Annotated in this window: 19 protein-coding genes; 16 read left to right on the top strand and 3 right to left on the bottom strand. The window is 35.9% G+C overall.

The genetic code is table 11. The annotated features are described in order from the left end of the window. Positions 1–11: 11 nt before the first annotated feature. Positions 12–191 (bottom strand): hypothetical protein, encoded by a 180-nt coding sequence (locus Q1K34_RS01930; RefSeq protein ID WP_300433985.1) that lies wholly within the window; start codon positions 189–191, stop codon positions 12–14. Positions 192–301: 110 nt separating this feature from the next. On the opposite strand from Q1K34_RS01930, the gene Q1K34_RS01935 reads away from it, so the two are divergent. The 9 genes from Q1K34_RS01935 (at position 302) to Q1K34_RS01975 (ending at position 13043) form a co-directional block, all read left to right on the top strand. Further along, positions 302–712 carry a hypothetical protein gene (locus Q1K34_RS01935; protein ID WP_300433986.1) on the top strand — a complete coding sequence of 137 codons (411 nt, stop codon included), beginning with the start codon at positions 302–304 and terminating at the stop codon, positions 710–712. A 297-nt stretch (positions 713–1009) separates the two neighbouring features. After that, on the top strand, positions 1010–1660 hold the full coding sequence (locus tag Q1K34_RS01940; protein WP_300433987.1) for a hypothetical protein: 651 nt from the start codon (positions 1010–1012) through the stop codon (positions 1658–1660). A gap of 168 nt (positions 1661–1828) precedes the next feature. Further along, on the top strand, positions 1829–3763 hold the full coding sequence (locus Q1K34_RS01945) for a hypothetical protein (RefSeq protein WP_300433988.1): 1935 nt from the start codon (positions 1829–1831) through the stop codon (positions 3761–3763). A gap of 143 nt (positions 3764–3906) precedes the next feature. Then, positions 3907–4986: a serine hydrolase domain-containing protein gene (locus tag Q1K34_RS01950; RefSeq protein WP_300433989.1), complete on the top strand. Its 1080-nt coding sequence runs from the start codon at positions 3907–3909 to the stop codon at positions 4984–4986. Positions 4987–5125: 139 nt separating this feature from the next. Then, positions 5126–6076, top strand: a complete 951-nt coding sequence (locus Q1K34_RS01955) for a putative phage abortive infection protein (RefSeq protein WP_300433990.1) — start codon at positions 5126–5128, stop codon at positions 6074–6076. Positions 6077–7356: 1280 nt separating this feature from the next. Beyond that, a complete protein-coding gene (locus tag Q1K34_RS01960) occupies positions 7357–9159 on the top strand; it encodes a PAS domain S-box protein (RefSeq protein WP_300433991.1) in 1803 nt (600 codons plus the stop codon). Next, positions 9152–9601 (top strand): response regulator, encoded by a 450-nt coding sequence (locus tag Q1K34_RS01965; protein WP_300433992.1) that lies wholly within the window; start codon positions 9152–9154, stop codon positions 9599–9601. The genes Q1K34_RS01960 and Q1K34_RS01965 overlap by 8 nt, the downstream gene beginning before the upstream one ends. Then, positions 9602–10810, top strand: a complete 1209-nt coding sequence (locus tag Q1K34_RS01970; RefSeq protein WP_300433993.1) for a GAF domain-containing sensor histidine kinase — start codon at positions 9602–9604, stop codon at positions 10808–10810. It abuts the gene before it with no gap. Positions 10811–10976: 166 nt separating this feature from the next. Beyond that, on the top strand, positions 10977–13043 hold the full coding sequence (locus tag Q1K34_RS01975) for a cytochrome c biogenesis protein CcdA (RefSeq protein ID WP_300433994.1): 2067 nt from the start codon (positions 10977–10979) through the stop codon (positions 13041–13043). Between the two features lie 4 nt (positions 13044–13047). Here Q1K34_RS01975 and Q1K34_RS01980 read toward each other — a convergent pair whose 3' ends face one another. Together Q1K34_RS01980 and Q1K34_RS01985 are read right to left on the bottom strand one after the other, a co-directional pair. Then, the gene (locus Q1K34_RS01980) at positions 13048–13551 is read right to left on the bottom strand and encodes a hypothetical protein (RefSeq protein WP_300433995.1); all 504 of its coding nucleotides are present in this window, start codon (positions 13549–13551) and stop codon (positions 13048–13050) included. 83 nt (positions 13552–13634) lie between these two features. After that, the gene (locus tag Q1K34_RS01985; protein WP_300433996.1) at positions 13635–13859 is read right to left on the bottom strand and encodes a hypothetical protein; all 225 of its coding nucleotides are present in this window, start codon (positions 13857–13859) and stop codon (positions 13635–13637) included. A gap of 224 nt (positions 13860–14083) precedes the next feature. On the opposite strand from Q1K34_RS01985, the gene Q1K34_RS01990 reads away from it, so the two are divergent. The 7 genes from Q1K34_RS01990 (at position 14084) to gldN (ending at position 23630) form a co-directional block, all read left to right on the top strand. After that, on the top strand, positions 14084–15100 hold the full coding sequence (locus tag Q1K34_RS01990) for a hypothetical protein (RefSeq protein WP_300433997.1): 1017 nt from the start codon (positions 14084–14086) through the stop codon (positions 15098–15100). A 151-nt stretch (positions 15101–15251) separates the two neighbouring features. Next, positions 15252–17780 carry a type I DNA topoisomerase gene (topA, locus tag Q1K34_RS01995; protein ID WP_300433998.1) on the top strand — a complete coding sequence of 843 codons (2529 nt, stop codon included), beginning with the start codon at positions 15252–15254 and terminating at the stop codon, positions 17778–17780. 3 nt (positions 17781–17783) lie between these two features. Beyond that, positions 17784–18944 carry a formimidoylglutamase gene (locus Q1K34_RS02000; RefSeq protein WP_300433999.1) on the top strand — a complete coding sequence of 387 codons (1161 nt, stop codon included), beginning with the start codon at positions 17784–17786 and terminating at the stop codon, positions 18942–18944. 115 nt (positions 18945–19059) lie between these two features. Then, entirely contained in the window at positions 19060–20424 is a 1365-nt protein-coding gene (gene gldK, locus Q1K34_RS02005) for a gliding motility lipoprotein GldK (RefSeq protein ID WP_300434000.1), read from the top strand. Between the two features lie 59 nt (positions 20425–20483). Continuing rightward, entirely contained in the window at positions 20484–21131 is a 648-nt protein-coding gene (gene gldL, locus Q1K34_RS02010; protein WP_300434001.1) for a gliding motility protein GldL, read from the top strand. 51 nt (positions 21132–21182) lie between these two features. Beyond that, a complete protein-coding gene (gene gldM / locus Q1K34_RS02015) occupies positions 21183–22724 on the top strand; it encodes a gliding motility protein GldM (protein ID WP_300434002.1) in 1542 nt (513 codons plus the stop codon). 12 nt (positions 22725–22736) lie between these two features. Then, positions 22737–23630, top strand: a complete 894-nt coding sequence (gene gldN / locus Q1K34_RS02020) for a gliding motility protein GldN (protein ID WP_300434003.1) — start codon at positions 22737–22739, stop codon at positions 23628–23630. Positions 23631–23643 lie beyond the last annotated feature (13 nt).

Raw genomic sequence — 23643 nt, forward strand, 5'->3', positions numbered from 1 at the left:
ATTCTATAACTTTATTCTCCGACCTTCAGGGCTTTTTCCACTTGTTCCAACATTTTATAATATTCTGCAATTAATTCATCTGCATATATCGGAGTTCGATCACCGCTTAGACAATATCTTATGTAACGAGGAGTCACATCGTATTTACAAGCAAGGGCTTTTACTACTCCAGTGTTATAAGTTTTCTTCATAAATTACGTAAGTTTGCTTGTTCGGTGGCTTGTTCCTTTGTTGGGAACAAAACCAAATATAGTTGATAATTTTCAACTAAACTAACTTTTTGAAGATAATTATCTTCTGTATGAGAAATATTTTACAAGTTTTTATAGATATTGCCCAAAATGAAAGGGTTAGTATAACCAACTTAGAAAAAACGATTGGGGCAAGTAAGGGTGTGTTATCGCGGGCAATAAGTAAAGGCACTGATATTCAGGCAAAGTGGTTATTAGCATTAGTAGATAATTATCCCCGATATAGTGCAGAATGGATTTTAACTGGGAATGGTCCTATGCTTCAAAAGGATTCCGCAGAATCAATTTATAATGAAACTGATCCAGGAGTTCTCCGCGAAAAATTGGTTAACCTCCAAAGCCAAATAGATGCGCTGGAAAAAGCAAATAATGCTTTGGAAGATGCCAATGATTCTTTGAAAGAGACGAAAGCAATTCTTCAGAAACGTATTACCGAACTTGAAAGCAATTCAAAAAAGTAAGTTTATAATTTAAATTTTAAACTTAATTAGCCCTCGAGGTTTATTCCATGAAATCATTTCTCTAGAAGGATTTGTCAGAAGTAAAATCTCTCATTCTCAAAATTTGAATGAGACTCTCTTTCTCTTTATTTTTAGCAATCTTCCTTTCCATACTTTATTATTTAAACAAAACCTTTTCTTAATCCGCTGTATTATTTATTAGAGGAATATATTTTGATAGCTATAATGAGTTTTGCGTCGTGATTTAGATATTTTCAGTAAATTAAGGTAATTAAACCGACCAGAAATTTAGAAAATATGAAAGATCGAATAATGATTGATGCATCCATAATATTGCATCAAGACAGTCTTTTTGACCTAACGCGAATACTAAGGGATTATTACGAAGATAAAATTGTAATATCTAAAAAGCTTATTGAAATGTTGAAAAGTGTATTTATCGATAATGATCAGTCTAATATAAATATGCTTAATCAATTAGCAATCCAATTTGAAATTAAAGAAAATATAAGCAATCCGGAATTAATCAAGAATTTTCTGATCCAGAATTCAGATAATATCAAACTGTATGAGTCATCTGAGATAAATAATGAGGATCTTTATGGAAACTTGTTGAAACTAACGGAAAGTAGAGATATCACACAAATATTATATGAAGAATGGGAATTCCTTACAACCAATTCTTGGCTAATTGCAAAATTCCGTGCAGCATTTGATAAAATTGTAGAAGCTGGAGGAGTTGCGGTTCAAGTTTCACAAAAAGCTTTTGATAAAGCAGTTAGAAAGACACTTAAAAAACCAGAAGGTGATATTAGTCCAAATGATAAGATTTTAGCTACAGGTAAATGGATTGCAGTTGGAGGAAGCGCAATTGCCGACTTATTAATTCCTGTGGCTGGTGCCATAGTAACAGTAGCATCAGGTATATTTTTACTATGTGACCCGTAATCACGAACAAAGAACAAAGGTTAATCTCCAATAGCCGGCAGCGTTAGAATGAAAATATTTACTTGATCAACAAACTAATATTAAGCCGACAAATCCGCGTCCATAATTCCGCACTACTTGTTGTTAACAGGGATCGTGGGCAGCAATTTTTATCATAATTCAATTTAAATGAAAAATGAGTTTAATAGAGTAGTATTTTATTCAAAGTATGACTTATCTGCAGATAGAAATCTAGAAAGTGCGGAAAAAATTTTCAAGAAATTAAATTCAGAAGACGGTTTAGATGTAAATGATATAATAGAATTATACCAAATCAAATTATATTTCGATCACGAGATTTTTCTATCCCGTTGGGATGAAAAAACAAAACAAGAATATAAGAATATCGTTGAAAAATATTGGGAGTGGTTAAGAAACTTTTGGATTAAGATTGATGATGAAAATTTTCTAAAACTTTTTTCAGAAATAGAATTCCATTACTACGATTCATTTTGGACTCTCATAAGCAAATTCAGTACGTTTAAGAAAATAAATCCAAATACTTTGGATGAATTATTAAAAAACAAACGTTTTAATATTCGTCCAGTATTAAAGCAAAAGAAGATTGTTGATCATTTTTCAAGAGAAATTAAAAGCTACCTTATCCAATCAAGTGAAACTGCCGAATTATTACTTTCCTGTTATGAACAAGAGCACTTTTCTGATCACCCTGAGATGCATTTCCCGAAATTTAAGGAATCGGAAATAGAAGTAATTATTGAAAACTATTTACAATCACCAAATGCAAATCTAAATTATGTTCGATTAATTGTAAAATCAAGTTATCTAAAACTATCAGACAAAATTAAGCTTAAAGCTAAAAAAGTATCAGATAGATTGAATGAGGAAATTTTAGAAGAGGGTGTTACATCTAATCATAGAATTGGAGGGACAATTTCCGCTGATCAACAAGAACCGATAAAAATATTAAGAGACGAAGGTACCTTGACATATTCTTATTCCGAAAAATGGTTGAATCATACTAAAACATTAAATGGTGTTTTTCAAAATTTTTCAAGTTTATTTAGGTATGTAAATGATCAAGGCTGTATAGATTTAGTAACAAAACACTATCAAATAGATCCATTTGAAAACGCTTTAATGAGATCAAGGCATGAATATTGGATTTCACAAAAATTTTATGAAAAAGGACTCCTTTCTCATTTACAAATTGCTCTCTATTTAAATTATTTAGAGGAAAATGATATATCAATGGAAGAAGTGATTTCTTTTCAAGTAAATGAACTTCTAAACGAAGAATTTGAAATTAGTAATTTACGGATATCTGTTCCTTCGAAAAATATATCACCTTATGAAAAAATTAGAGTTCTAGCTCCAGAGCTAGAATTTTTGATTAAGCAATATGAATGCTATGTAGAAGAAGGACACATAGATTTTGATTTAATTCAATTTAGCTCTTCTCCTCTTTATTTTGGAAAAGTCAAAAGTATAGTAGAGAAAAAGTACGTTTATGGACAAGGAGAAGAATTTATAAGATTACGTCGAGATTTTTTTTCAAGACAATCGATGCTACATTATGTAAAACCTTATCAAGGGAAATATTCTACCTTTTATCAATTAATTGAAAACGAAAAAGTCAATTATGATCAATTTGAAAATTATCAAAAAAGCGAAATAGATTATTTAATTTCTAAAGGTTATTTAGTTATTGATGAAGACAATATTATTAAAATAAAGGACTCCAGTTTAATTAATGTCATTGGGATACTACATTATGAAGATGTAATAAATTTTTGGCATCATCCAGAGGAACTAAGAAATAAGATTATAGACCTAGAAAAAATCAAAATGGTCAAATTTGAAAGTAAATTATTTACAATTGAAGAGAGAAAGTATTTGAATTACTATTTGAATAAGAAGGAGTTTTCGAATGGTTTAGATTTAAGAAACAAATATTTGCACGGAACCAATAGTAATCTTCATGAGGAACAAAAAAATGACTTATATATTCTTCTAAAAATTCTGATTTCAGTTATTTACAAAATAAAAGATGATCTTGAAATTAAGAAATTCATACAACAAACTGGTGTCAACACCGCTTGATCAAAAATATGCGGTATCCAAACAAAATCGATAACTTAGAACTTCAACTAACAAAACAATAAGCCGACAACTTCGTGTGCTTCATTCCGCAAACTTGCGATAAGCGAAGCCGTTATATTATTTTTTATCAAAATTCAACTTCAATGAAATTTAAAATTCTGTTTCTTTTTACAATAATATTTTCTTCGATATATTCTCAATCGACAAATTCTGAGATCAAGGATTATTTAAATAATTTGAATGATTCAGAATTTTCAGGAGCAATTTTGATAGCTAAAAATGATGAAATAATTGATAAAAGAGCTTACGGACTTTCAAGTATAGAATACGATGTAAAAAATAAAATTGATACGAAATTTAATATCGCTTCTATTACAAAAATGTTTACCGCTGTTGCAGCTTTACAACTTTATGAGAAAGATAAATTAGACCTTAAGACACCGATTGGAAAATATTTACCGGATTATCCAAACGAGATCGTTAGAAACTCGGTAACAATACATCAACTATTAACCCACACTTCAGGTCTTAACAATTTTTACGTTAATGATTTAGATAAGATCAAAAATTCCGATTACGAAGAAATTTCTGATTTTGTGCCACTTTTTGCTAATGACACCTTACTATCTAAACCTGGAACAAAGTATGATTATAGTGGAACAGGATTCGTGGTTCTAGGTTTAATAATTGAGAAAGTTTCTGGAGAAAATTATTACGATTATATAAAAGAGAATATTCTAGAACCGGCAGATATGTTTGCAACCTCAGAAATTCAAGTAGATTCAATTGTAAAAAATAAAGCTAGTGGATATACATCAGGCTTTGGTCAAAATGAAAATCTAAAAAAGAATGAGTATTACTTGACTAAAGCATCTCCAGCCGGATTTTACTATTCTACAGTTGATGATTTATTTAAATTCTCAAAAGCTTTAAGAAACTATCAACTACTAGATAAAGAAACCACCGATTTAATGTTGGAACCTAAAGTAAAAGGCTATAATACGCATTTAGGATATGGTATTGATATAGACAATAGATACAACCAAAAAATAATTGGACATAGCGGTGGTTGGTATGGGATTCACTGTGAATTAATGGATTTCCTAGATGATAATTACACAATTGTGATTTTATCTAACATCGATGATGGAGGAAAAACAGGTGCCTCAAAAGTAGCTGACTACTTTAAAAACTTAATAGCAGAAAAAGAATTAGAAAATTAAACTTAAGGTGTTTCATTGCAAATATGCAGTGTTCGAACAAAATCAATATCTTAGAACTCCAAAAAACAAAACCATAAACCGACAACTCCGTGTGTTAAATTCCGCACTTCTCAGATAAGGGAAACCGTTGGCAACAATTATGAGAAATATACTAACTGAAAAAAATAGCATTAGAATTTTAATTGGAGGTTTTATCCTGCTCATAATTGCTATATTAATATTCGTATGGAAAGATTGGTTTTTTTCTTTCGATTCAAAAATACAGTCCGATAAAATTGCACAATTCGGAGATTTTGTTGGAGGACTAATTGGATCTCTTTGGGCTTTAGCTGGTGTCATGCTCTTTTATGTAGCACTTTCAGAACAAAGAAAAGATTTTCAAACAAATAGAATGGTTTTAGATGCACAAACCGATGCTTTAAAACAACAAATAAAGGAATTCGAACTTCAGAGAGAAGAACTTTCTGAAACAAGAGAAGTCTTTAAAATTCAGAGTAAAACTCTAAAAAAACAACAATTCGAATCTACCTTTTTTAATCTTGTAAATCTTCATCATCAAATTGTCAACTCAATAGATCTCAAAAGTACCAGAAACAAATATGATCTTATTGAAAGAATGAGAAATCGAGATCATCATGGAAATAAGCCTCCAAACGAAAAAATATTGGAAATAACTACTGGTAGAGATTGCTTCGTAAGATTTAGAAATGGACTCAAGTATTTATATTTTGAAAAAGATGAAAAAAGAGAAGCAAATTCAATAAATGAGATAGATTTTGTAAAAAAAGTTTACGACGAATATTACGAAAAACATCAATCAGACTTAGGTCACTATTTTAGAAATTTATACCATACTTTCAAGTTCATTAAGAACTCTGATATTGAGAATAAGCAAATGTATGCCAGTTTGGTAAGAGCGCAGCTTTCAAATGATGAACTTTTCATGATATTTTATAATGGACTTTCAGATATGGGTAAAAAATTCAAACCTTTAATTGAAGAATTCAAGATTTTAAAAACTTTGAATCCTAAAACTCTTATTGATATGAAAGAACATTACCATTTATATAAAAATAGTGGTATGCAATAACTTTTGCCAAAACAACGTATAGCGCAATTGATAACTCTAAGAAACAAGAGTAAAATAAAAGTACAATTTTTTGTCTCTTATCTACAAGAAATACTATATTTGCCAGCCCTCTTTGAAAATAGAGGTAGTTCTTTAAAAAAATAGATTCATAATAGCATCGTTTGCATTCAAATGTCACCAATAGGGTATTTCCTACTTTTAAGAATGTTAAAATTCGTTAAAAGGTGACGAATTCGGTGCTACTTAAAAATGGGCCTCTGGAGAAGCCTATATATAAAGACGTTGGGCGATTCGTTCGAGTCTCGTCCAGACCGCAAAGTTGCAAAGAAGCTCCTCTATATGGGGGGCTTTTTTTGGCACTAAAGGTTAGTTGTGTTGTTTGTCCCGGGAGACTGGGATGTGTAGTTAACCGAGTTATGATCCTTGTTGTGTGGATTTTTGGTTAACCAATGAAAAGCTTTTTTCCGTCTAAACGGGAAGAGGCTTTTTTGTTTTTAAGGATGAAAACCAATTGAAAAACGGTAACAATTTAATCTATTCTTGCAATTCTCCGGAATCTCCTTCTGTATCTTCGCTTTTTAAAATGGAATTCATTTTCATCTGAAACGATGCCTTTGTCTGTCCTTTATGAATCAGATATTATGGTCAATTTTTTCTTTTACGCTTCTATTGTTCTCGCGATCCTCGCTTTGATAATAACCGTTTATTTACTGGTGGTTCATTTTGGGATTGATGAGTATTTCAAAAAAAGATAAGTTTAGCGATATTCTATCTTAAAGAAATGGCTTCTCATTGCTGAAATTTTGCTCTTTTAAAAAAAATCGGGATACTCTTCATTATTCTTCTTCAGTCCTAATAAAAATACTATCTGAGACACTATAATAAATCCCAGCTATTATTAGAATATTCTTCCCATCCTTCAAGTCAGATTCTTATTGGTACTGTGACTAATTGGGGTAAAATGCCGGTCTTTTTAAATTACGCTATCTCCTTAAAGTAACCAGAGCTATCCATAAATTATCCTCGCCTATTTTCTTCCAGTTTCTTTTAAGCTGTTAAAAGCACAAATATTTTATCATCTTTTAAATTTAATTAAATGCTCATTAGGCGGTTAGTTGCCTGCCAAATTAAGGAAAATTCTTACAGATATATTTCGAATAGAGTATAATTATTAATTATATCGATTAAAAGAATATTTATATATTTGGAAATTATTTTAGCTTTTCTTTAACTAATGTTGAAGAAGCTTTGATTTTTGAAAGACTGAAAGTAAATTAGGTATGGAACTCTATAATGAAATTTTCGAGAAATTGCCCCTACCTTGTTTGCTTCTAGAGCCGCAACAGGGAAATATTATAATTAAAAATACTAATCAGGCTTATCTTCAGTTAGCCTTAAAAAAAAGAGATGAGGTGGTGGGGTTTGAACTCCCTGAATGCCTGCCTGCTAGTTTTTTGAAATCAGATTTTTGTTTTAATAAGCTTCTGGCTTCAATAGATGAAGTATTTCAAAAAGGAAAACAAGAGATATTTGGTCCTATAAAACTTGAGAAAGAAAACCCTGGTTCAGATTCAATAGAAAAGTATTTGTCTTTAGAACTCTTACCTGTTAAACTGGAAGAGAAAAGGGATGCTTTGGTACTTATGACCTTTCTGGATAGAACAGCTGAAATTCAGCTTAAAAGAGAACAAAAAATTATAGAAAAAAAACTAGGGGGGAACCTGGTAAATCATGGATATTTTATTGAGCACAGCGTTGATGGACTTTATTCTCTGGATCTGGAAGGTAATTTTATCAATGTGAATGAGGGCCTTGCCAACATGGCGGATATGTCTGTACAGGAATTAAAAAATATGAGCTTTATCCCATTTTGTGCAACCTATGACCGGGATAGAGTACTGGATCATTTTTTAAAAGCGGCCAAAGGTGAAAAACAGGAATTACAAGCTGATTTCTTTTCTTTTAAAGGGAGGAAATTTTCCGTGCAAATATCCCTGGCTCCTATGGAGATAAAGGGGGAAATAAAAGGCGTTTATGGCATAGCTAAGGATATCACCGAAAAACTTCAGGCGCAACTGTCCGTAAAGCAAACCCAGGAGCGGCTGCTTAAAAATGAAAAGAAATTCAAGGCACTGGTTCAGGAAGCTTCAGACCTTATTGCCATCCTGGACCTGGAAGGAAATTTTAAATTTTCAACTGAATCTTCTTACTCAGTATTACAAATATCTCCGGAGGAATTTATTGGCAGGAATGCTTTTGAATTTATACATCCCGAAGATCAGGAGCGACTGAATAAGAATCTAATGGAAATACAGCACGAAAAGCAGCTGGATATCCCTGCTTTCCGCTTTATGGATGGAGGTGGAAATTGGAGATGGCTCGAATCAAAAGCAACGAATCTTATAGACTCTCCGGAGGTGGAAGGTATAGTAATCAATTCCAGGGATATTACAGCTGAAATGAACCAGAAAAAAGAAATGAAGGAGCTTTATGACCGGCAAAATTTCGCCCTTATGGCTACAGGTGATTTGATCTATGACTGGGATATCTTAAATAATAAATCAAAAAGAAATAAAGTTTTTGAAAGAAAATACGGTTATAACCTTTCCGACTATTCCGGCCTTGCCTGGATGGAGATCATAGATAAGAGGGACAGGGTCGAAGTAAAAAATAAATTTGAAGAAGCACTTAAAAACCCTTTAACAGAGAAGGTCAAGGTGCAATACCGGTTACTTAAAAGTAATGGCAAAATAGCCTATGTGATGGACCGGGCTTACATCCTAAGAAATGAAAATGGCGAAGCTACACGTGTTGTGGGGGCTATTTTAGACATGTCCAGGCATAAAAAGTTGCTAAAAAAAACAGAAACCCAGAATAAGGTGCTGAAAGAAACTGCCTGGGAACAGGCACATGTATTGAGGGGTCCCGTGGTAAGGCTTCAGGCACTTATAGGGTGCCTGGAACAGCAACAGTATGAAATTTGGGAGAGGGAAGAACTCATCCAGCTTATAAGCTTTTCTGCAAAGGAAGTGGATGATATTATAATGAACAGAATAAAAAAAATAGAAAATACTAATGTCTAGAATTAACGAAAATATTCTCAACATCATGATTGTTGAAGATGACAGGATATTTGTGAAATTGCATGCTCATTTAATCCAGCGGGAAACCAATATTGAGCCTACAGCTTTTTTTGGTGCTGATGAGGCATTAGAATTTCTGAACGAGAATTCAGATGAGGATACAAAGTTCCTTATTTTTCTGGACCTGAATATGCCAGGAAGGAACGGTTGGGAATTTATTGAAATATGCCGGAAAAAACCCTATGTAAATAATATTTCCATAATGATAGTGACTTCTTCCATATATAAGGCCGATCATATTCTCGCGAAAAGTTATGATGAGGTGATAGGCTTTGTAAGTAAGCCTCTAAAAAAAGAAAATGTTTGGGAAGCAATGAAAGAATTCCGTTTGCAAGAATCTGTTATGAATGGATTTGGTACTGTCGAAAAAAATATTGGATAAGTGCCTGTTGAAGTTATGCTGAATACTGAAAATATGAATGCTGAGCTAAGAGAATATCAACGCATCAAGAAACTCAGTGAATTCGATCTGGATTACACAGATTTGCATGAATATTTAAAAAATTACGTGGAGTTAGCTGCAAAAATAGCAGGTACTCCAATTTCTATCATTAATCTTATTGATAATCTTATCCAGTGGTCCGTTTCAACTAAAAACTCTCCCATAGAACAAAGGCCGAGAGAAGAATCTGCCTGTACTTATACCATTGAAACAGAAGATTACCTTGAAATCCCCCGTATGGATTTGGAGAGCCGTTTTAAAAATAAACCCTATGTTAAAACAGAAGGAGGATTCAAATATTATCTCGGTATTCCCCTTACACTGAATTCTGGCGAGAATATTGGATCAATTTGCGTGCTAAATACAAAGGAAACATCTATTTCTAACGATACCATTTACCATCTTAAACTTATTGCAGGCGAGATAGTACAGAAGCTTGAAATGAAAAAGAAAATACGAGACCTGGATTTTTCGCTGGTAGAAGCTGTTAAAATAAAAAATCAGGTAGCGCACGATATTCGAGGCCCAATTAATGGAATTGTGGGATTATCTGAAATGATGAAAAATAAAGAAATTCCGGAAGATGAATTAATACCTTATATTGAACTCATCCATAATTCCGGAAAGGGGCTTATGGAACTTACCAGCGATATCCTGGACCTGGACATCGAAAGACAACTGAATTCCACAACCTATAATTTAGAAGAACTTGGAGATCACCTGCTGCGGCTCTATAAGCCAGGAGCCGATCTAAAGAATATAAATTTGCAGGTGAAGCATGACAGCGCCACGGCCAGGCAAAGGTTTTCAAAAAAGAAACTGCTTTCTATCATAGGGAACCTGATATCTAACGCCATTAAATTTACCGGAGAAGCCGGTACCATCAAGGTTTTACTGGATATAGATGATAAGCAACAAAACAAACTCCTGCTAATTTCTGTTAGCGATAATGGTAAAGGCCTCCCTCATTCAATTATAGATATTATTTCTAATGAATGTAGAAGCACTTTAGGTACCCTCGGGGAAAAGGGTTTTGGACTTGGTTTAAAGCTTGTGGATGAAATGGTAAGCTCCAGGAATGGTAAAATGAAAATAACCTCTGCCAGGTCTTTAGGGACAGAAATTAATATTAGTATTCCCTTGAATTAAACGACTGTTTTTTGAAATGGAAATCGCTTTTCAGGATATAGGGTTTCTTTTCTCTTTAAGAATAGGTACTTTTGCAGGCGAAGATCAAAAATAAATTTTTGTACATTTTCGTTAATTTTAAGCCTGGTCCGGGGAAATTAATTTCAGCAATCGGTTCTAAAAAGCAATGATACAAAGCTTACTATATAAATTACTTTTTCTTTTCATTCTATTCACCGGTTTTTTAACCCAGGCGCAGATATACGATCCTGTAGAATGGTCCGCTTCCGTAGAAAAAATTGAAGAAAGTGAAGATGAGTATCGGCTTATTATAGATGCTAATATTGAAAAGGACTGGCATCTTTATGCGCAGAATGTCCCTGAAGGGGGGCCTATTCCTACTAGTTTTTCTTTTGGGGAGAATGATAACTTTGAGTTAGTTGGGGATACTGAAGAAGAAGAGGGAAAAACGGTAAATGATCCCGTTTTTGGAATGCGTATTAAATTTTTTGAAGATCAGGTTACTTTTCGTCAAAATATAAAATTATTAAAAGAAACTGCGGTAGTTAATGCTACGGTAGAATTTATGGTTTGCGATGATGAAAGATGTCTCCCGCCCGCTATAGAAAAATTTAAAATCTATGTTCCTGAAGCATCCGGTGAAGGATTAACAACAGGATCCACGACTGCAGGTGGGACAGAGATAGATGCTCATGCTAATTCTGTTTCCGAAGTTGATAAGGCTGAAGGAGTAGAGCTCAATAATCCTGAAGAAAAACGCTCTTTCTGGGGTATATTTATAGTGGCATTTTTATCAGGATTCGCAGCTTTACTTACACCTTGTGTTTTCCCTATGATCCCTATGACGGTTAGTTTTTTTACCAAACAAAGTAAATCAAGGGGATTGGGAATTAGAAATGCTATTTTCTACGGAATTTCCATCGTGGTGATCTATGTGCTTTTGGGAACATTGGTAACGCTTATTTTTGGAGCCGATTCTTTAAACGCCCTTTCTACTAATGTTTGGTTTAATCTCATCTTTTTTATCCTCCTGGTGATTTTTGCCATTTCTTTTATGGGTGCTTTTGAGATTGTTTTGCCGAGCAGTTGGGGAACCAAGATCGATTCAAAAGCTGATAAAGGAGGTTTGGTAGGAATATTTTTTATGGCTCTTGCCCTGGCAATTGTGTCTTTTTCCTGTACCGGCCCAATTGTAGGCACTTTATTAGTAGAAGCCGCTTCTAAAGGAGGAATTGCTCCAATTATTGGGATGCTGGGCTTCTCGCTGGCTATTGCTTTGCCCTTTGCTTTTTTTGCAGCGTTTCCGGGATGGTTAAATTCCCTGCCACGATCAGGTGGCTGGTTGAATACGGTAAAAGTCACCTTGGGTTTTCTTGAGCTGGCGCTGGCTTTCAAATTCTTATCTAATGCAGATCTGGTTTTACAATTGCATATTCTGGAACGGGAGATATTCCTGGCCATCTGGATTGCGATATTTGGTATGCTCGCTCTTTATTTATTCGGAAAGATCCGGTTGCCACATGATTCAAAAGAAGATCATATTTCTGTAGGTCGTTTAATAACAGGACTTATAGCCTTGATATTTACAATTTATCTTATTCCTGGTTTATGGGGTGCTCCCCTGAAAATTATTAGTGGCTTCCCACCGCCATTACAGTATAGTGAGTCACCTGATGGAATAGGCCGTTCAAAAGGAGGTAATTATATACCAAACTCTGAAAGTCTGCCGGAGGGAGCTGAATACGGACCACATGATTTAATTTCTTTCCATGATTATGAAGACGGATTGGCTCATGCGAAGGAAAAAAATCTGCCGGTGTTGATCGATTTTACCGGGCATGCCTGTGTGAATTGTAGAAAAATGGAGGAGCGCGTCTGGAGCGAGCCTCAGGTATTGGAAACATTGAGAAATGAGGTGGTGTTAGTGTCGCTTTATGTAGATGATAAGCGAAAACTTCCGGAAAATGAACAATATGTTTCTGAAGTCACCGGTAAGGAAATTGAAAGTATAGGTAACAAATGGAGTGATTTTCAAATAAGCAGATATAAAGCGAATGCCCAGCCTTATTATGTATTAATAGATCATAACGAGGAGATGCTCGTATCGCCTTCAGCCTATCAACCAGATGCAGAGGAGTATCTAAACTGGTTAAAAGAAGGAGTAGATAATTTTAAAGCTTCAAATTCCGCAGCCCAGGATTTGAAGGGAGAATCGGAGAGTATCTTTCAATAGGCTGTTATTTTTTACGGCGGTAAATTCCCTGGAAAGAATTATCTAAAAATTTTCCCTGAAGATCATAAATTTCCCAATTCTGGGTAACAGTTCCATCTGCGTTTTTTATCCACGTGATCTGGTTATAATATGTTCCTTTTTCCCCCTGCGTTGGTTCGCTTTTTAAGATCATGCTATTAATCTTGGCTTTTCCTTTTAGTTTCAGGATATTTCCCGTATTGCTTATCCAGAGTTGATTCCAGGTCTTATCTGTGGGATCATAATAATTATAACTTTTACCAGATCCACCTTTTTCACCGATCCAGTTTTCATTGATAATACAATTGTCTTCCAGTTTTTTCACCAGGTTTTCTCCAATCTTATCTCCTTCTGTATTGAATACTTCCCAATCTCCAATCCAAAAGTCGAATTGCTGATGTTCAGGAGAGCAACAGGCACAACCTACTTGCTGGGCATAACTATGAACTGAAATAAAAATAAACAGCAAGAAAAATAATTTATACTTCATGGAACCGAATTTCAGAATAAGTTATCTAAAAAATCTTACATGCCTGAACTTTTGATCTGAGTCGGCCAGTTTTCGCATTCAGATTAATCAACCGCTTTATTTTTATTTCTTTTTTTTAGCTGTTTATCTTCTTCCATCCATTCTTCTCTTTTCTTCATTAAATTATAGGCCATATAGCCACCTGCTAATAATGAGAAAGCGCCAATTCCTACTCTACCGCCTTTTACAGCCAGATGCTTGGCTCCTCGAAGAACAGTCCCCCGAACTAGAAATTTGCTGGCTAATTTTAAAACATGACTTAAATTCATAATATTGTTTTTTTTATTGTGGATTATGAATCAGGTTTTTCCTGATGCTTGTTCTATTTATATATTGTTTTATAATGAGTTGGAATATTTATTCAGCCTCATATTTTCCTGTCTTTAAGATGTAAAATAGGAATGTGAATCCGCGTTAAAATAGCTCCAAATAACAGATTTTTAACTTCTATAAACGATACCAAATTATTGTTCGTTATATCTTCGTAAAAAATATGATTTTGAAAAGATTTCTTTTTTTAGGTATCCTAAGTATTTCTGTTTTATCATGTGGTAGTGATGATGATTTAAACTCTGGGGTAGAAACTTCTAATACTGCTCATTTATATGCAACTACTCATAACGGGCAGGTGAGGCGCTACGATATTAACAATGGGGTAACCACAAATTATAATGTTGCTTCCACAGATATGGAAGGTTTTTTCTATGCTGCTGAAGAGGATGCGTTTACTGTGGTTTCCAGATCTTCTAATCAAATTGAATCCTATCTGAATATTGATGAACTTGGTGAGGGTGGTACCAGGAATCCTGAATTAGGGCTGGTAGGTACCGCAGATCTTGAGAGTCCCAGGGATCTTGCTGTAAATGGATCTTTTTATGTGGTTTCTGATGATACCGATTTGGATGGGGATGAAACAACCGCTGAAGGTAGGTTATTCGTTTACGCGAAAACAGAAACAGGCTTTAGTTTAAGAAACATCCTGATCACAAAATTTAGAGTTTGGGGACTGGAATTTGTAGGCTCAGATCTTTATGCCGCCGTAGATGGAACCAATAAATTAGCACTTTACAAAAATTTTATAGAGACGAATACCAATAATAGAATTGTAACAGCCGATAAAATTGTTGGTTTCCAGGGGCTCATTAGGACGCATGGTTTAGATTACGATAATGGTATTATGGTGCTTTCAGATATTGGAGAAGCTGAATCAGCTACAGATGGTGCTCTTCATATTATCCAGGATTTCGATGCCAAATTTAGCAATACGGCGAATGGAGGTTTCATTCAAAGCCAGGATCAATTAAGGATATTTGGAGGTAACACCTTATTGGGAAATCCTGTGAACATAGTTTATGATGCTGCGTATAATGTGATTTTTGTTGCTGAAGCCTTAAATAAAGGCGGTCGGGTCCTTGCTTTTAATGATGCCACTTCTATTTCTGGTAATATTGCGCCAGACTTAAAATATGAACTGCCAGGCGTTTCTTCAGTGTTTTATTTTACTGAATAATTTTTCGAATGCAGGCTTAAAGTAAAATAATTTTTTCTTTGAACCTCTTTCAAATTCAGGCCTTTCAAAGCTATAACAGCCGGTTTTAATTGAAGTTTAACGGGCAGAAGAAAAATTTGATATACTTTTGCATTTACAAACCAACAGATTTATGGCTAAGAATTTAGTGATTGTTGAGTCTCCAGCGAAGGCTAAAACCATTGAAAAATTTCTGGGAAAAGATTATAAAGTTGCCTCCAGTTTTGGACATATAGCAGATCTTCCTACTAAAGAAATTGGGGTAGATACAGAAGGAGATTTCACACCTAAATATATTGTATCGAAAGATAAAAAGGATGTAGTTAAAAAACTTAAAGGGCTCGCTAAAGATGCAGAAATGGTATGGCTTGCCAGTGATGAAGACCGCGAGGGGGAGGCGATTGCCTGGCATTTGGCTGAAGAGCTCAAACTCAAGGATGAAAAGACCAGACGGATTGTTTTTCATGAAATCACAAAATCGGCCATCCTTAGGGCGATAGAAAATCCACGAAAAATAGATTACAATCTCGTAAATGCGCAACAGGCAAGACGTGTTCTTGATAGATTGGTGGGCTACGAGTTATCGCCGGTATTATGGAGAAAGGTCAAAGGCGGACTTTCCGCAGGCCGTGTGCAGTCAGTAGCAGTGAGACTTATCGTAGAAAGAGAGCGTGAAATTCAGGATTTTACTCCTGAAGCTTCTTATAGAATAGATGCCGAATTTTCTACAGAAGATGGAAAATCCTTTAAAGCAAAGATTCCTAAAAATTTTGAGACAAAAGAGGAAGCTGAAAAGTTTCTGAATGATAACCTTGGCGCCAATTTTAAAGTAGCAGATTTAACTACAAAACCGGCTAAGAAAAATCCGGCACCTCCTTTTACAACCTCCACCTTACAACAGGAGGCAGCCAGAAAATTATATTTTTCAGTAGGAAAGACCATGACCCTGGCTCAGCGTTTATACGAAGCAGGACATATTACCTATATGAGGACTGATAGTGTTAACCTTTCAGAAGATGCCAGAAAAGGAGCTAAAGAAGAAATTCTAAAAGCGTATGGCGAGAAATATTCGAAAACGCGTCAGTTTAAAGGAAAGTCTAAAGGTGCTCAGGAAGCTCACGAGGCCATAAGACCCACAGGTTTTGAAAAACATTCTATTTCTGCCGAAAGGGATCAGCAGCGACTGTATGAGCTTATTTGGAAAAGGGCAATTGCCTCTCAAATGAGCGACGCCCAATTAGAAAGGACTAATGTCAAGATTGAAGCAAATAAACATGATAATCATTTTACTGCGAATGGAGAAGTTCTGAAATTTGATGGTTTCTTAAAGGTTTACCTGGAAGGAAGCGATGAAGAAGATGAAGAACAAAGCGGAATGCTGCCGGCTCTTAAGGTAAATCAACCACTAAATAATGAATATATCACCGCTACAGAAAGGTTTACAAGACCGCCCTACAGATATACCGAAGCTTCTTTAGTTAAGAAACTTGAAGAATTAGGCATTGGTAGACCTTCTACTTATGCTCCTACTATTTCTACAGTACAAAGTAGGAATTATATTGAAAAAGGATCTGTAGATGGAACCGAAAGGGAATATGTGCAGTTTCGGCTGAAAAATGATAAGCTTTCTGAAAAAAAATTAACCGAAACCGTTGGTAGTGATAAAGGTAAGTTGGTCCCTACTGCTACGGGAATGGTGGTGAACGACTTTTTGGTTAACCATTTCTCTAATATCCTGGATTATAATTTCACGGCAAAAGTTGAAGAAAGCTTCGACAATATTGCGGAAGGAAATAGGGAGTGGACCGCCATGATGAAAGATTTTTATAAGGATTTTCATCCTCATGTACAGGATGTGGCGAAAAATGCCGATAGGGAAGTAGGGGAGCGGATCCTTGGTAAAGATCCTGAAAGTGGAAAGCCGGTGAGCGTAAGATTAGGAAAATTCGGGCCCATGGTTCAGATTGGAAGTGTGGAGGATGATGAAAAGCCGAAATTCGCCAGTCTAAGTCCAGATCAGAATATGGAAACGCTTACTTATGAGGAAGCGATGGATCTATTCCAGCTTCCGAAGAAATTAGGCGAATATAAGGGAGAGGTTGTAGAGGTTAACAATGGTAGATATGGACCTTATGTAAGATTTGGTAAAAAATTCGTTTCACTGGAAAAAGGAGAAGATCCATTGAATGTGGACTTTGAGCGTGCGATGGAACTGGTGAAGGAAAAAGAAAAGGCTGATGCTCCAATCTATACATATAAAGAAATGCCTGTTCAGAAGGGTGTAGGAAGATTCGGCCCTTATTTGAAATGGAATAATATGTTCATTAACGTGAACAAGAAGTATGATTTTGATAATCTTTCTGATAATGATATTGAACAACTTATAGAAGATAAGCTTCAGAAAGAGCGTGATAAATTAATTCAACACTGGGAAGAAGAAGGTATTCGGCTTGAAAAAGCGAGATGGGGAAGATTTAACCTTATTAAGGGCAAAACAAAAGTAGAATTGCCAAAAACTACAAAGGCTGATGAATTAACCCTGGAAGAGGCAAAAGATATCCTGGAAAAAAATACCAAGAAGAAGAAAACCACCAAAAAGACGAGTACGGCTAAAAAAAGCACGTCCAAAAAGTCGACGAAAAAAACTACGAAAAAGAAATAAAGCATGGAGTTCGATTTTCTTAGTCCGGTTCAGGATGATCTGCTGGAGGAAATTTCCCAATTATATCAGCAAAGCATTGGAGCTCAAATAAGACTTCATACTAAAAGATCTGGTTTGCCCGATCTGGAGGAAGTGCAAGTGGCTATTTTTGGGGTTCGTGAGAACAGGCGAACTGTTCGAAAAACTGATGTTCCAAATTTTAATGAGGTAAGAAGCCAGTTCTATAGACTCTATCCAGGAAACTGGAGGCTTAATCTGGCAGATCTAGGCGATATTGAACCGGGTGCCACAGTAGAAGACACCTATTTTGCGGTGCAGAATCTCGTTGAAGGTTTAGTAAAGCAGGATATCGTGCCTGTGATTATTGGGGGAGGTCAAGATCTGGTGTATGCTCAATATAGAGCTTATGATAAATTAGATCAGATGGTAAACCTTGTTAATATTGATAGTGGATTTGATCTTGGGGATGCTGAAAAGATGATTTCCAATGAATCATATGTAGGAAAAATCGTAGTAGATAAGCCTTATAATTTATTTAATTATTCCGCGGTGGGATATCAAACTTATTTCAATTCCCAGGAAGAAATTGAGTTAATGGAACGTCTCTTTTTTGAGGCCTACAGGTTAGGCGAAGTTACTTCAGATATTTCCTTGATGGAACCTATTTTCAGGAATGCGAACCTGGTTAGTTTAGACCTGAAAGCGATTGATTCAGCATCGGCGAATACAGATTATTTTAATTCTCCAAATGGTTTTAACGGAAGGGAAATCTGTGCTCTTTCAAGATATGCGGGGATCAGTGATAAAGTATCCTCCTTTGGGGTGTATGAATATCAAAATCAATTGGGAGCGCTGGCGAATATGCTGGTTGCTCAAATTATCTGGTATTTTATTGAAGGCGTAAATTATCGAACAAATGAAAATACTATTTCAGCAAAAAAGGAGTTTATAAAATACCAGGTACCTATAGATGATGAAATTTTAGTATTTTTCAAAAGTCCTATGAGTGGGCGGTGGTGGATAGAAATTCCATTTTTATCTCATACGAATACTAAATTAAAAAGGCATACGTTATTACCTTGCAGCGAAGAAGATTATCTTGAGGCGTGCAATCAGGTAATTCCGGAACGCTGGTATAAAGCCAAAAGAAAAAACGAAGTATAAAAATATATTCAGACATTATTTTGATTTACTGTATTTTTATCTGAAATATTGTTTTTTAGAAAATAAATAGATAGGTTTACGGCCGTAAATCAAAATGTCTTAACCTAAGATAATTATGAAGAAGTATATTTCGCTCATTGCTGTTCTGGCCTTGCTTTCGAGTTGTGGCGGTGGCGATCGTGGACAGCTTGTAGGTGCGGAGGGAAAGAAGTGGAATCCGGAGAAACCTTATGGTATGACATTGATTCCTGGAGGTGCATTCATTATGGGTAAATCTGATGATGATATTGCCGACCAGAAAAATGCACCACCTAAAACAGTTACTGTGCGTTCATTTTATATGGATGAGACGGAAATTACCAATTCAGAATATAGGCAGTTCGTAGAATATGTAAGGGATTCAGTTCTTCGTGTGGAACTAGCGAAAATGGCGGAACTTCAGGGAGCTGTTCCCGGAGATGATGGAATTGGGGAATTTGCATTTGCTGATGCCGATCCTGAGAACCTTACCCCATATCAGGAATATATGCTCAATACCTATGGTCAGGGTGGCCCTACCGATGACTATGAGAATAGAAAACTAAATAATGATGTGGAGATATACTGGGATACCGAAGATTATCCTGATGTATATTACGCTGAGGTAATGGATTCTATGTATATCCCGATGGATGAAGTTTACAACGGCCAGCGTACCATAGATGTGAAGAAGCTGAAGTTTAAATATTCTTATATGGATATTCAGTCTGCGGCCAAAACCCAGGGTAATAGAAGTAATTTTATAAAAAACGAGGTAGTGCCTATCTATCCCGATACCACTGTTTGGATTAGGGACTTCAATTATTCATACAATGAGCCAATGCATAACGATTATTTTTGGCACAGTGCTTTTGATGACTATCCTGTAGTAGGTGTTTCCTGGAAGCAGGCGAGAGCTTTTACACAATGGAGAACAAAATATCATAACGATTTTCGTCGGGAAAAAGGAGATGCCAATGTTCCATCCTACAGATTGCCAACAGAAGGTGAGTGGGAATATGCCGCCAGAGGAGGTCTTGAAGGAGCGTCTTATCCATGGGGAGGACCTTATACCTTAAATGACCGTGGTTGTTTTATGGCCAATTTTAAACCTTTACGTGGGGATTATGCAGCAGATCAGGCTTTATATACCGTAGAGGCAAAATCTTATGATCCTAATGATTATGGACTGTATAATATGGCAGGTAACGTGGCAGAGTGGGTAGATTCTTCGTATGACCCGGGCTCTTATGAATATATGTCTACTATGAACCCTACCGTTAATAATCCTGAAGATCGAAGAAAAGTAGTGCGGGGGGGATCCTGGAAGGATGTTGCTTATTTCCTTCAGGTAAGCTCCAGGGATTATGAGTATATGGATTCAGCAAGAAGTTATATTGGTTTTAGGACCGTACAGGACTATCTTGGAACTGATGTTACCCTAAATCAGAAGAATCCGTAAATAAAAATTGAACTTAAACCTATCAATAAAACAATTAAGAAAATCTAAACATTAGAGTTATGGCGAATTCAAGATCAACAAAAAAAGTGACCAATATGGTGTATGGTCTGGGAGCATCGGTAGTAATCCTGGGTGCCCTTTTTAAAATCATGCACTGGCCTGGTGGAAATCCCATGTTAATATTAGGACTTGTAGTAGAAGCACTGGTATTTGCCTATTCAGCATTTGAACCGGTAGATGACGATCTTGACTGGTCACTGGTATACCCGGAACTAGCCGGAGGACCGGGAAGAGATAGACAAGCAGTTGTTGTAGAAGAGAAAGAGGCTGAAGGTATGCTTTCCAGGAAACTGGATGCTATGCTTAAAGAGGCTAAATTAGATGCAAACCTTATGGCTTCTTTAGGAGATAGTATTAAAAATTTTGAAGGAGCCGCTAAAGGTATTGCCCCTACCGTAGATTCGATGGCTTCTCAAAAGAAGTACAGCGAAGAGTTAAGTGTTGCCGCAGCACAAATGGAAACCCTTAACAATATTTATAAAGCCCAGGTTGAATCTGCAGCCAAACAGGCTGAAGTTAATCAGGAAGTTGCCGAAAATGCTGGAAAGCTTAAAGCGCAAATGGATTCACTTGCAAATAATATGGCATCATTGAACAATGTGTATGGTGGAATGTTAACTGCAATGAACGGACAACCAAGAGTCTAATTGATTTTTATCAATTAAGCTTTTTATTAATTTAAAAATAACAAATTAGACATGGCATCCGGAAAACAATCGCCAAGGCAGAAGATGATTAACCTAATGTATCTGGTTTTCATCGCTATGATGGCACTAAATATGTCCAAAGAGGTTCTTACGGCCTTTGGACTGATGAATGAAAAACTAAATGCTTCCACGGCAAATTACGAGGAAAGGAATAATGCGCTAATGGCTGGACTTGCTACTAAAGTAGATGAACAGCCAGCGAAATATACCAGTATTAAAGAGGATGCAGATAGAATCCATGAATTATCTTCAAATTTTTCACAGTACGTTGAAGGTATTAAGGAAGAGCTGAAAGCATCAGTAGACGATCCCTCAAATTATGAAACGATGGATCAATCTAACGCGATGGATGAGATGTTTTTCCAAAGTGGTAGGATTTCGCCGAAAGGAGAAGAGTTTCTTGCTCAGATTGAAACTTATAGAAATGGGGTTTCTGAAATCCTTGAGGGTGAATATAACGTAATTGCTCAAAAGGTTAAGGTCAAGGAAGAATTCGCTACAGAACCCGAAAATGTGGAAGGAGCGAAAGTACCATGGTTAAAATATCGTTTTGAAGGCTTCCCACTAGTAGCTTCCATCACGCAGTTAACCCAAATGCAGGCAGATATTAAAAGTACAGAAAGTGAAATTCTTTCATCTATGCTATCTGGCCAGCTTCAAAGTGATGTTTCTCTAAGTAATTACCAGGCAATCGTAATTCCAGATAAACCTGCTTTCTTCAGTGGAGAAAACTTTTCTGGAAAAGTAGTTCTTGGCCGTTTTGACAATACACTTCAATTTGAGAACGTTGTAATAAACGGTAAAAAAATTGAAAATACACAGGCAGGTCAGGTAATGTTAGAATTTCCTGCAGGTAATGTTGGGGAGCAAAAGATTACAGGTGAATTACAGTATATGGAGAATGACTCTTTAAAGAGTATTTCAATTTCAGATTCTTATAATGTAATTCCTCTACCAAATTCAGCAGTTATTTCTGCAGATAAAATGAACGTGGTTTATCGTGGTGTACAGAACCCAATGACAATTTCTATTCCTGGAGTGAGTAATGTTAGTGCTAATGCCCCAGGTTTGAGATCTGCGGGAGGAACTGGAAACTATTTGATGGATGTAACTACTTTACAGGCCCGGGAAGTTACAATTAGTGTTAGTGGTACGCTTCCAGGAGGTAAATCTGTTTCAGACAAGAAAACTTTTAGAGTAAAAGATATTCCACGACCGGTGGGAACTATTCGTGGGGAAGATGGATCTGTTTCTATGCAAAGAAATAGTCTAGAGATCGCTACAGTGGGTGCGAGCCTGCCAGATTTTGATTTTGACCTTAATCTGAACGTAACCGGGTTTAAGTTTAAAGTGCCGGGACAACCAACCATTGTAGTTAATGGCAGCAGGTTGGATGATAGAGCTAAAGCGGCGCTAAGACGTGCCGGTAGAGGAGAGTCAGTTCAGATCTATGATATTAATGCTTCACTTGCAGGAAACTCAAGCTATAAGCTTAAGAAGGTCGCTCCTGTTGTGATTGAGCTTACAAACTAAAATATTTTAAAAATGCGCTTGAAGGAAATTTTTGTATATGGATGTATGATGATGATCGGGGTTTCTTCTTTCGGTCAGGCGAATATCCTGAATGCCAACAAGCCCGAGGATATTGGGAAGTTGTCTGAAGCCCAGGCTTTAGTAGAGGAAGAGAATAAGCCGTTAGAATATGGCTATGTGGGAGATCGCGATATTTTATGGTCTAAAGGCACCTGGGAGATAGTAGATCTTGATGAAAGAGTGAACTTCCCTTTATATTATCCTATAGATACCAATAATATTGGGAGCAGCAGGAGATCGCTGTATGACGTTCTGGTAAGGGCGATTAAACAGGGTAAGATTCAAAATGTTTATGCCGATTCATATTTCACAGAGAAACGAACTTTAAAGGACATTGGAGCAACTCTTTCAAAAGTTGATACTACAGATCTTGGTATCGAGCAGTATAATGCTGGGGAAGAAGTAGATGCTCAGTTTATTGATCGCCGTGATCTTGGCGCTGCCGATATTGCTGAATATCATATTAGAGGAATGTGGTATTTTGACAAGCGTTTAGCAGAATTAAAATATAGAATACTGGGAATTGCTCCTGTTGCTCCCGATGTGAATTTTATAGATTCAGGACAGACTGATCTTGTGGAGTTATTCTGGGTTTGGTATCCTGATGCCCGAGAAGTATTACATGATGCGAAGGTTTTTACAGGTGGTAACACCTCGCAGGTTATTTCTTTTGATCATTTGTTAAATGCAAGAAGATTTGATGGCGTAATTTATAAAGAAGATAATGTTCAGGGTGACCGTGAGATTGATGAATATATTGCAGATAATGCATTTATGCAATTACTCGAATCCCAGCGCATAAAAGAACAAATCAGGAATTTTGAACAGGATATGTGGAGTTATTAAACTCTTTTAATAA

It is taken from the genome of Christiangramia sp. (assembly GCF_029937855.1).
Lineage (GTDB): Bacteria > Bacteroidota > Bacteroidia > Flavobacteriales > Flavobacteriaceae > Christiangramia.

Coding starts and splice junctions, on each gene's coding strand:
- Q1K34_RS01945 (WP_300433988.1), top strand. CDS start 1,829: ATGAAAAATGAGTTTAATAGAGTAGTATTTTATTCAAAGTATGACTTA.
- Q1K34_RS01985 (WP_300433996.1), bottom strand. CDS start 13,859: ATGAATTTAAGTCATGTTTTAAAATTAGCCAGCAAATTTCTAGTTCGG.
- gldN (WP_300434003.1), top strand. CDS start 22,737: ATGCGCTTGAAGGAAATTTTTGTATATGGATGTATGATGATGATCGGG.
- gldL (WP_300434001.1), top strand. CDS start 20,484: ATGGCGAATTCAAGATCAACAAAAAAAGTGACCAATATGGTGTATGGT.
- Q1K34_RS02000 (WP_300433999.1), top strand. CDS start 17,784: ATGGAGTTCGATTTTCTTAGTCCGGTTCAGGATGATCTGCTGGAGGAA.
- Q1K34_RS01975 (WP_300433994.1), top strand. CDS start 10,977: ATGATACAAAGCTTACTATATAAATTACTTTTTCTTTTCATTCTATTC.
- gldK (WP_300434000.1), top strand. CDS start 19,060: ATGAAGAAGTATATTTCGCTCATTGCTGTTCTGGCCTTGCTTTCGAGT.
- Q1K34_RS01965 (WP_300433992.1), top strand. CDS start 9,152: ATGTCTAGAATTAACGAAAATATTCTCAACATCATGATTGTTGAAGAT.
- topA (WP_300433998.1), top strand. CDS start 15,252: ATGGCTAAGAATTTAGTGATTGTTGAGTCTCCAGCGAAGGCTAAAACC.
- Q1K34_RS01960 (WP_300433991.1), top strand. CDS start 7,357: ATGGAACTCTATAATGAAATTTTCGAGAAATTGCCCCTACCTTGTTTG.
- Q1K34_RS01935 (WP_300433986.1), top strand. CDS start 302: ATGAGAAATATTTTACAAGTTTTTATAGATATTGCCCAAAATGAAAGG.
- Q1K34_RS01980 (WP_300433995.1), bottom strand. CDS start 13,551: ATGAAGTATAAATTATTTTTCTTGCTGTTTATTTTTATTTCAGTTCAT.
- Q1K34_RS01940 (WP_300433987.1), top strand. CDS start 1,010: ATGAAAGATCGAATAATGATTGATGCATCCATAATATTGCATCAAGAC.
- gldM (WP_300434002.1), top strand. CDS start 21,183: ATGGCATCCGGAAAACAATCGCCAAGGCAGAAGATGATTAACCTAATG.
- Q1K34_RS01930 (WP_300433985.1), bottom strand. CDS start 191: ATGAAGAAAACTTATAACACTGGAGTAGTAAAAGCCCTTGCTTGTAAA.
- Q1K34_RS01950 (WP_300433989.1), top strand. CDS start 3,907: ATGAAATTTAAAATTCTGTTTCTTTTTACAATAATATTTTCTTCGATA.
- Q1K34_RS01990 (WP_300433997.1), top strand. CDS start 14,084: ATGATTTTGAAAAGATTTCTTTTTTTAGGTATCCTAAGTATTTCTGTT.
- Q1K34_RS01955 (WP_300433990.1), top strand. CDS start 5,126: ATGAGAAATATACTAACTGAAAAAAATAGCATTAGAATTTTAATTGGA.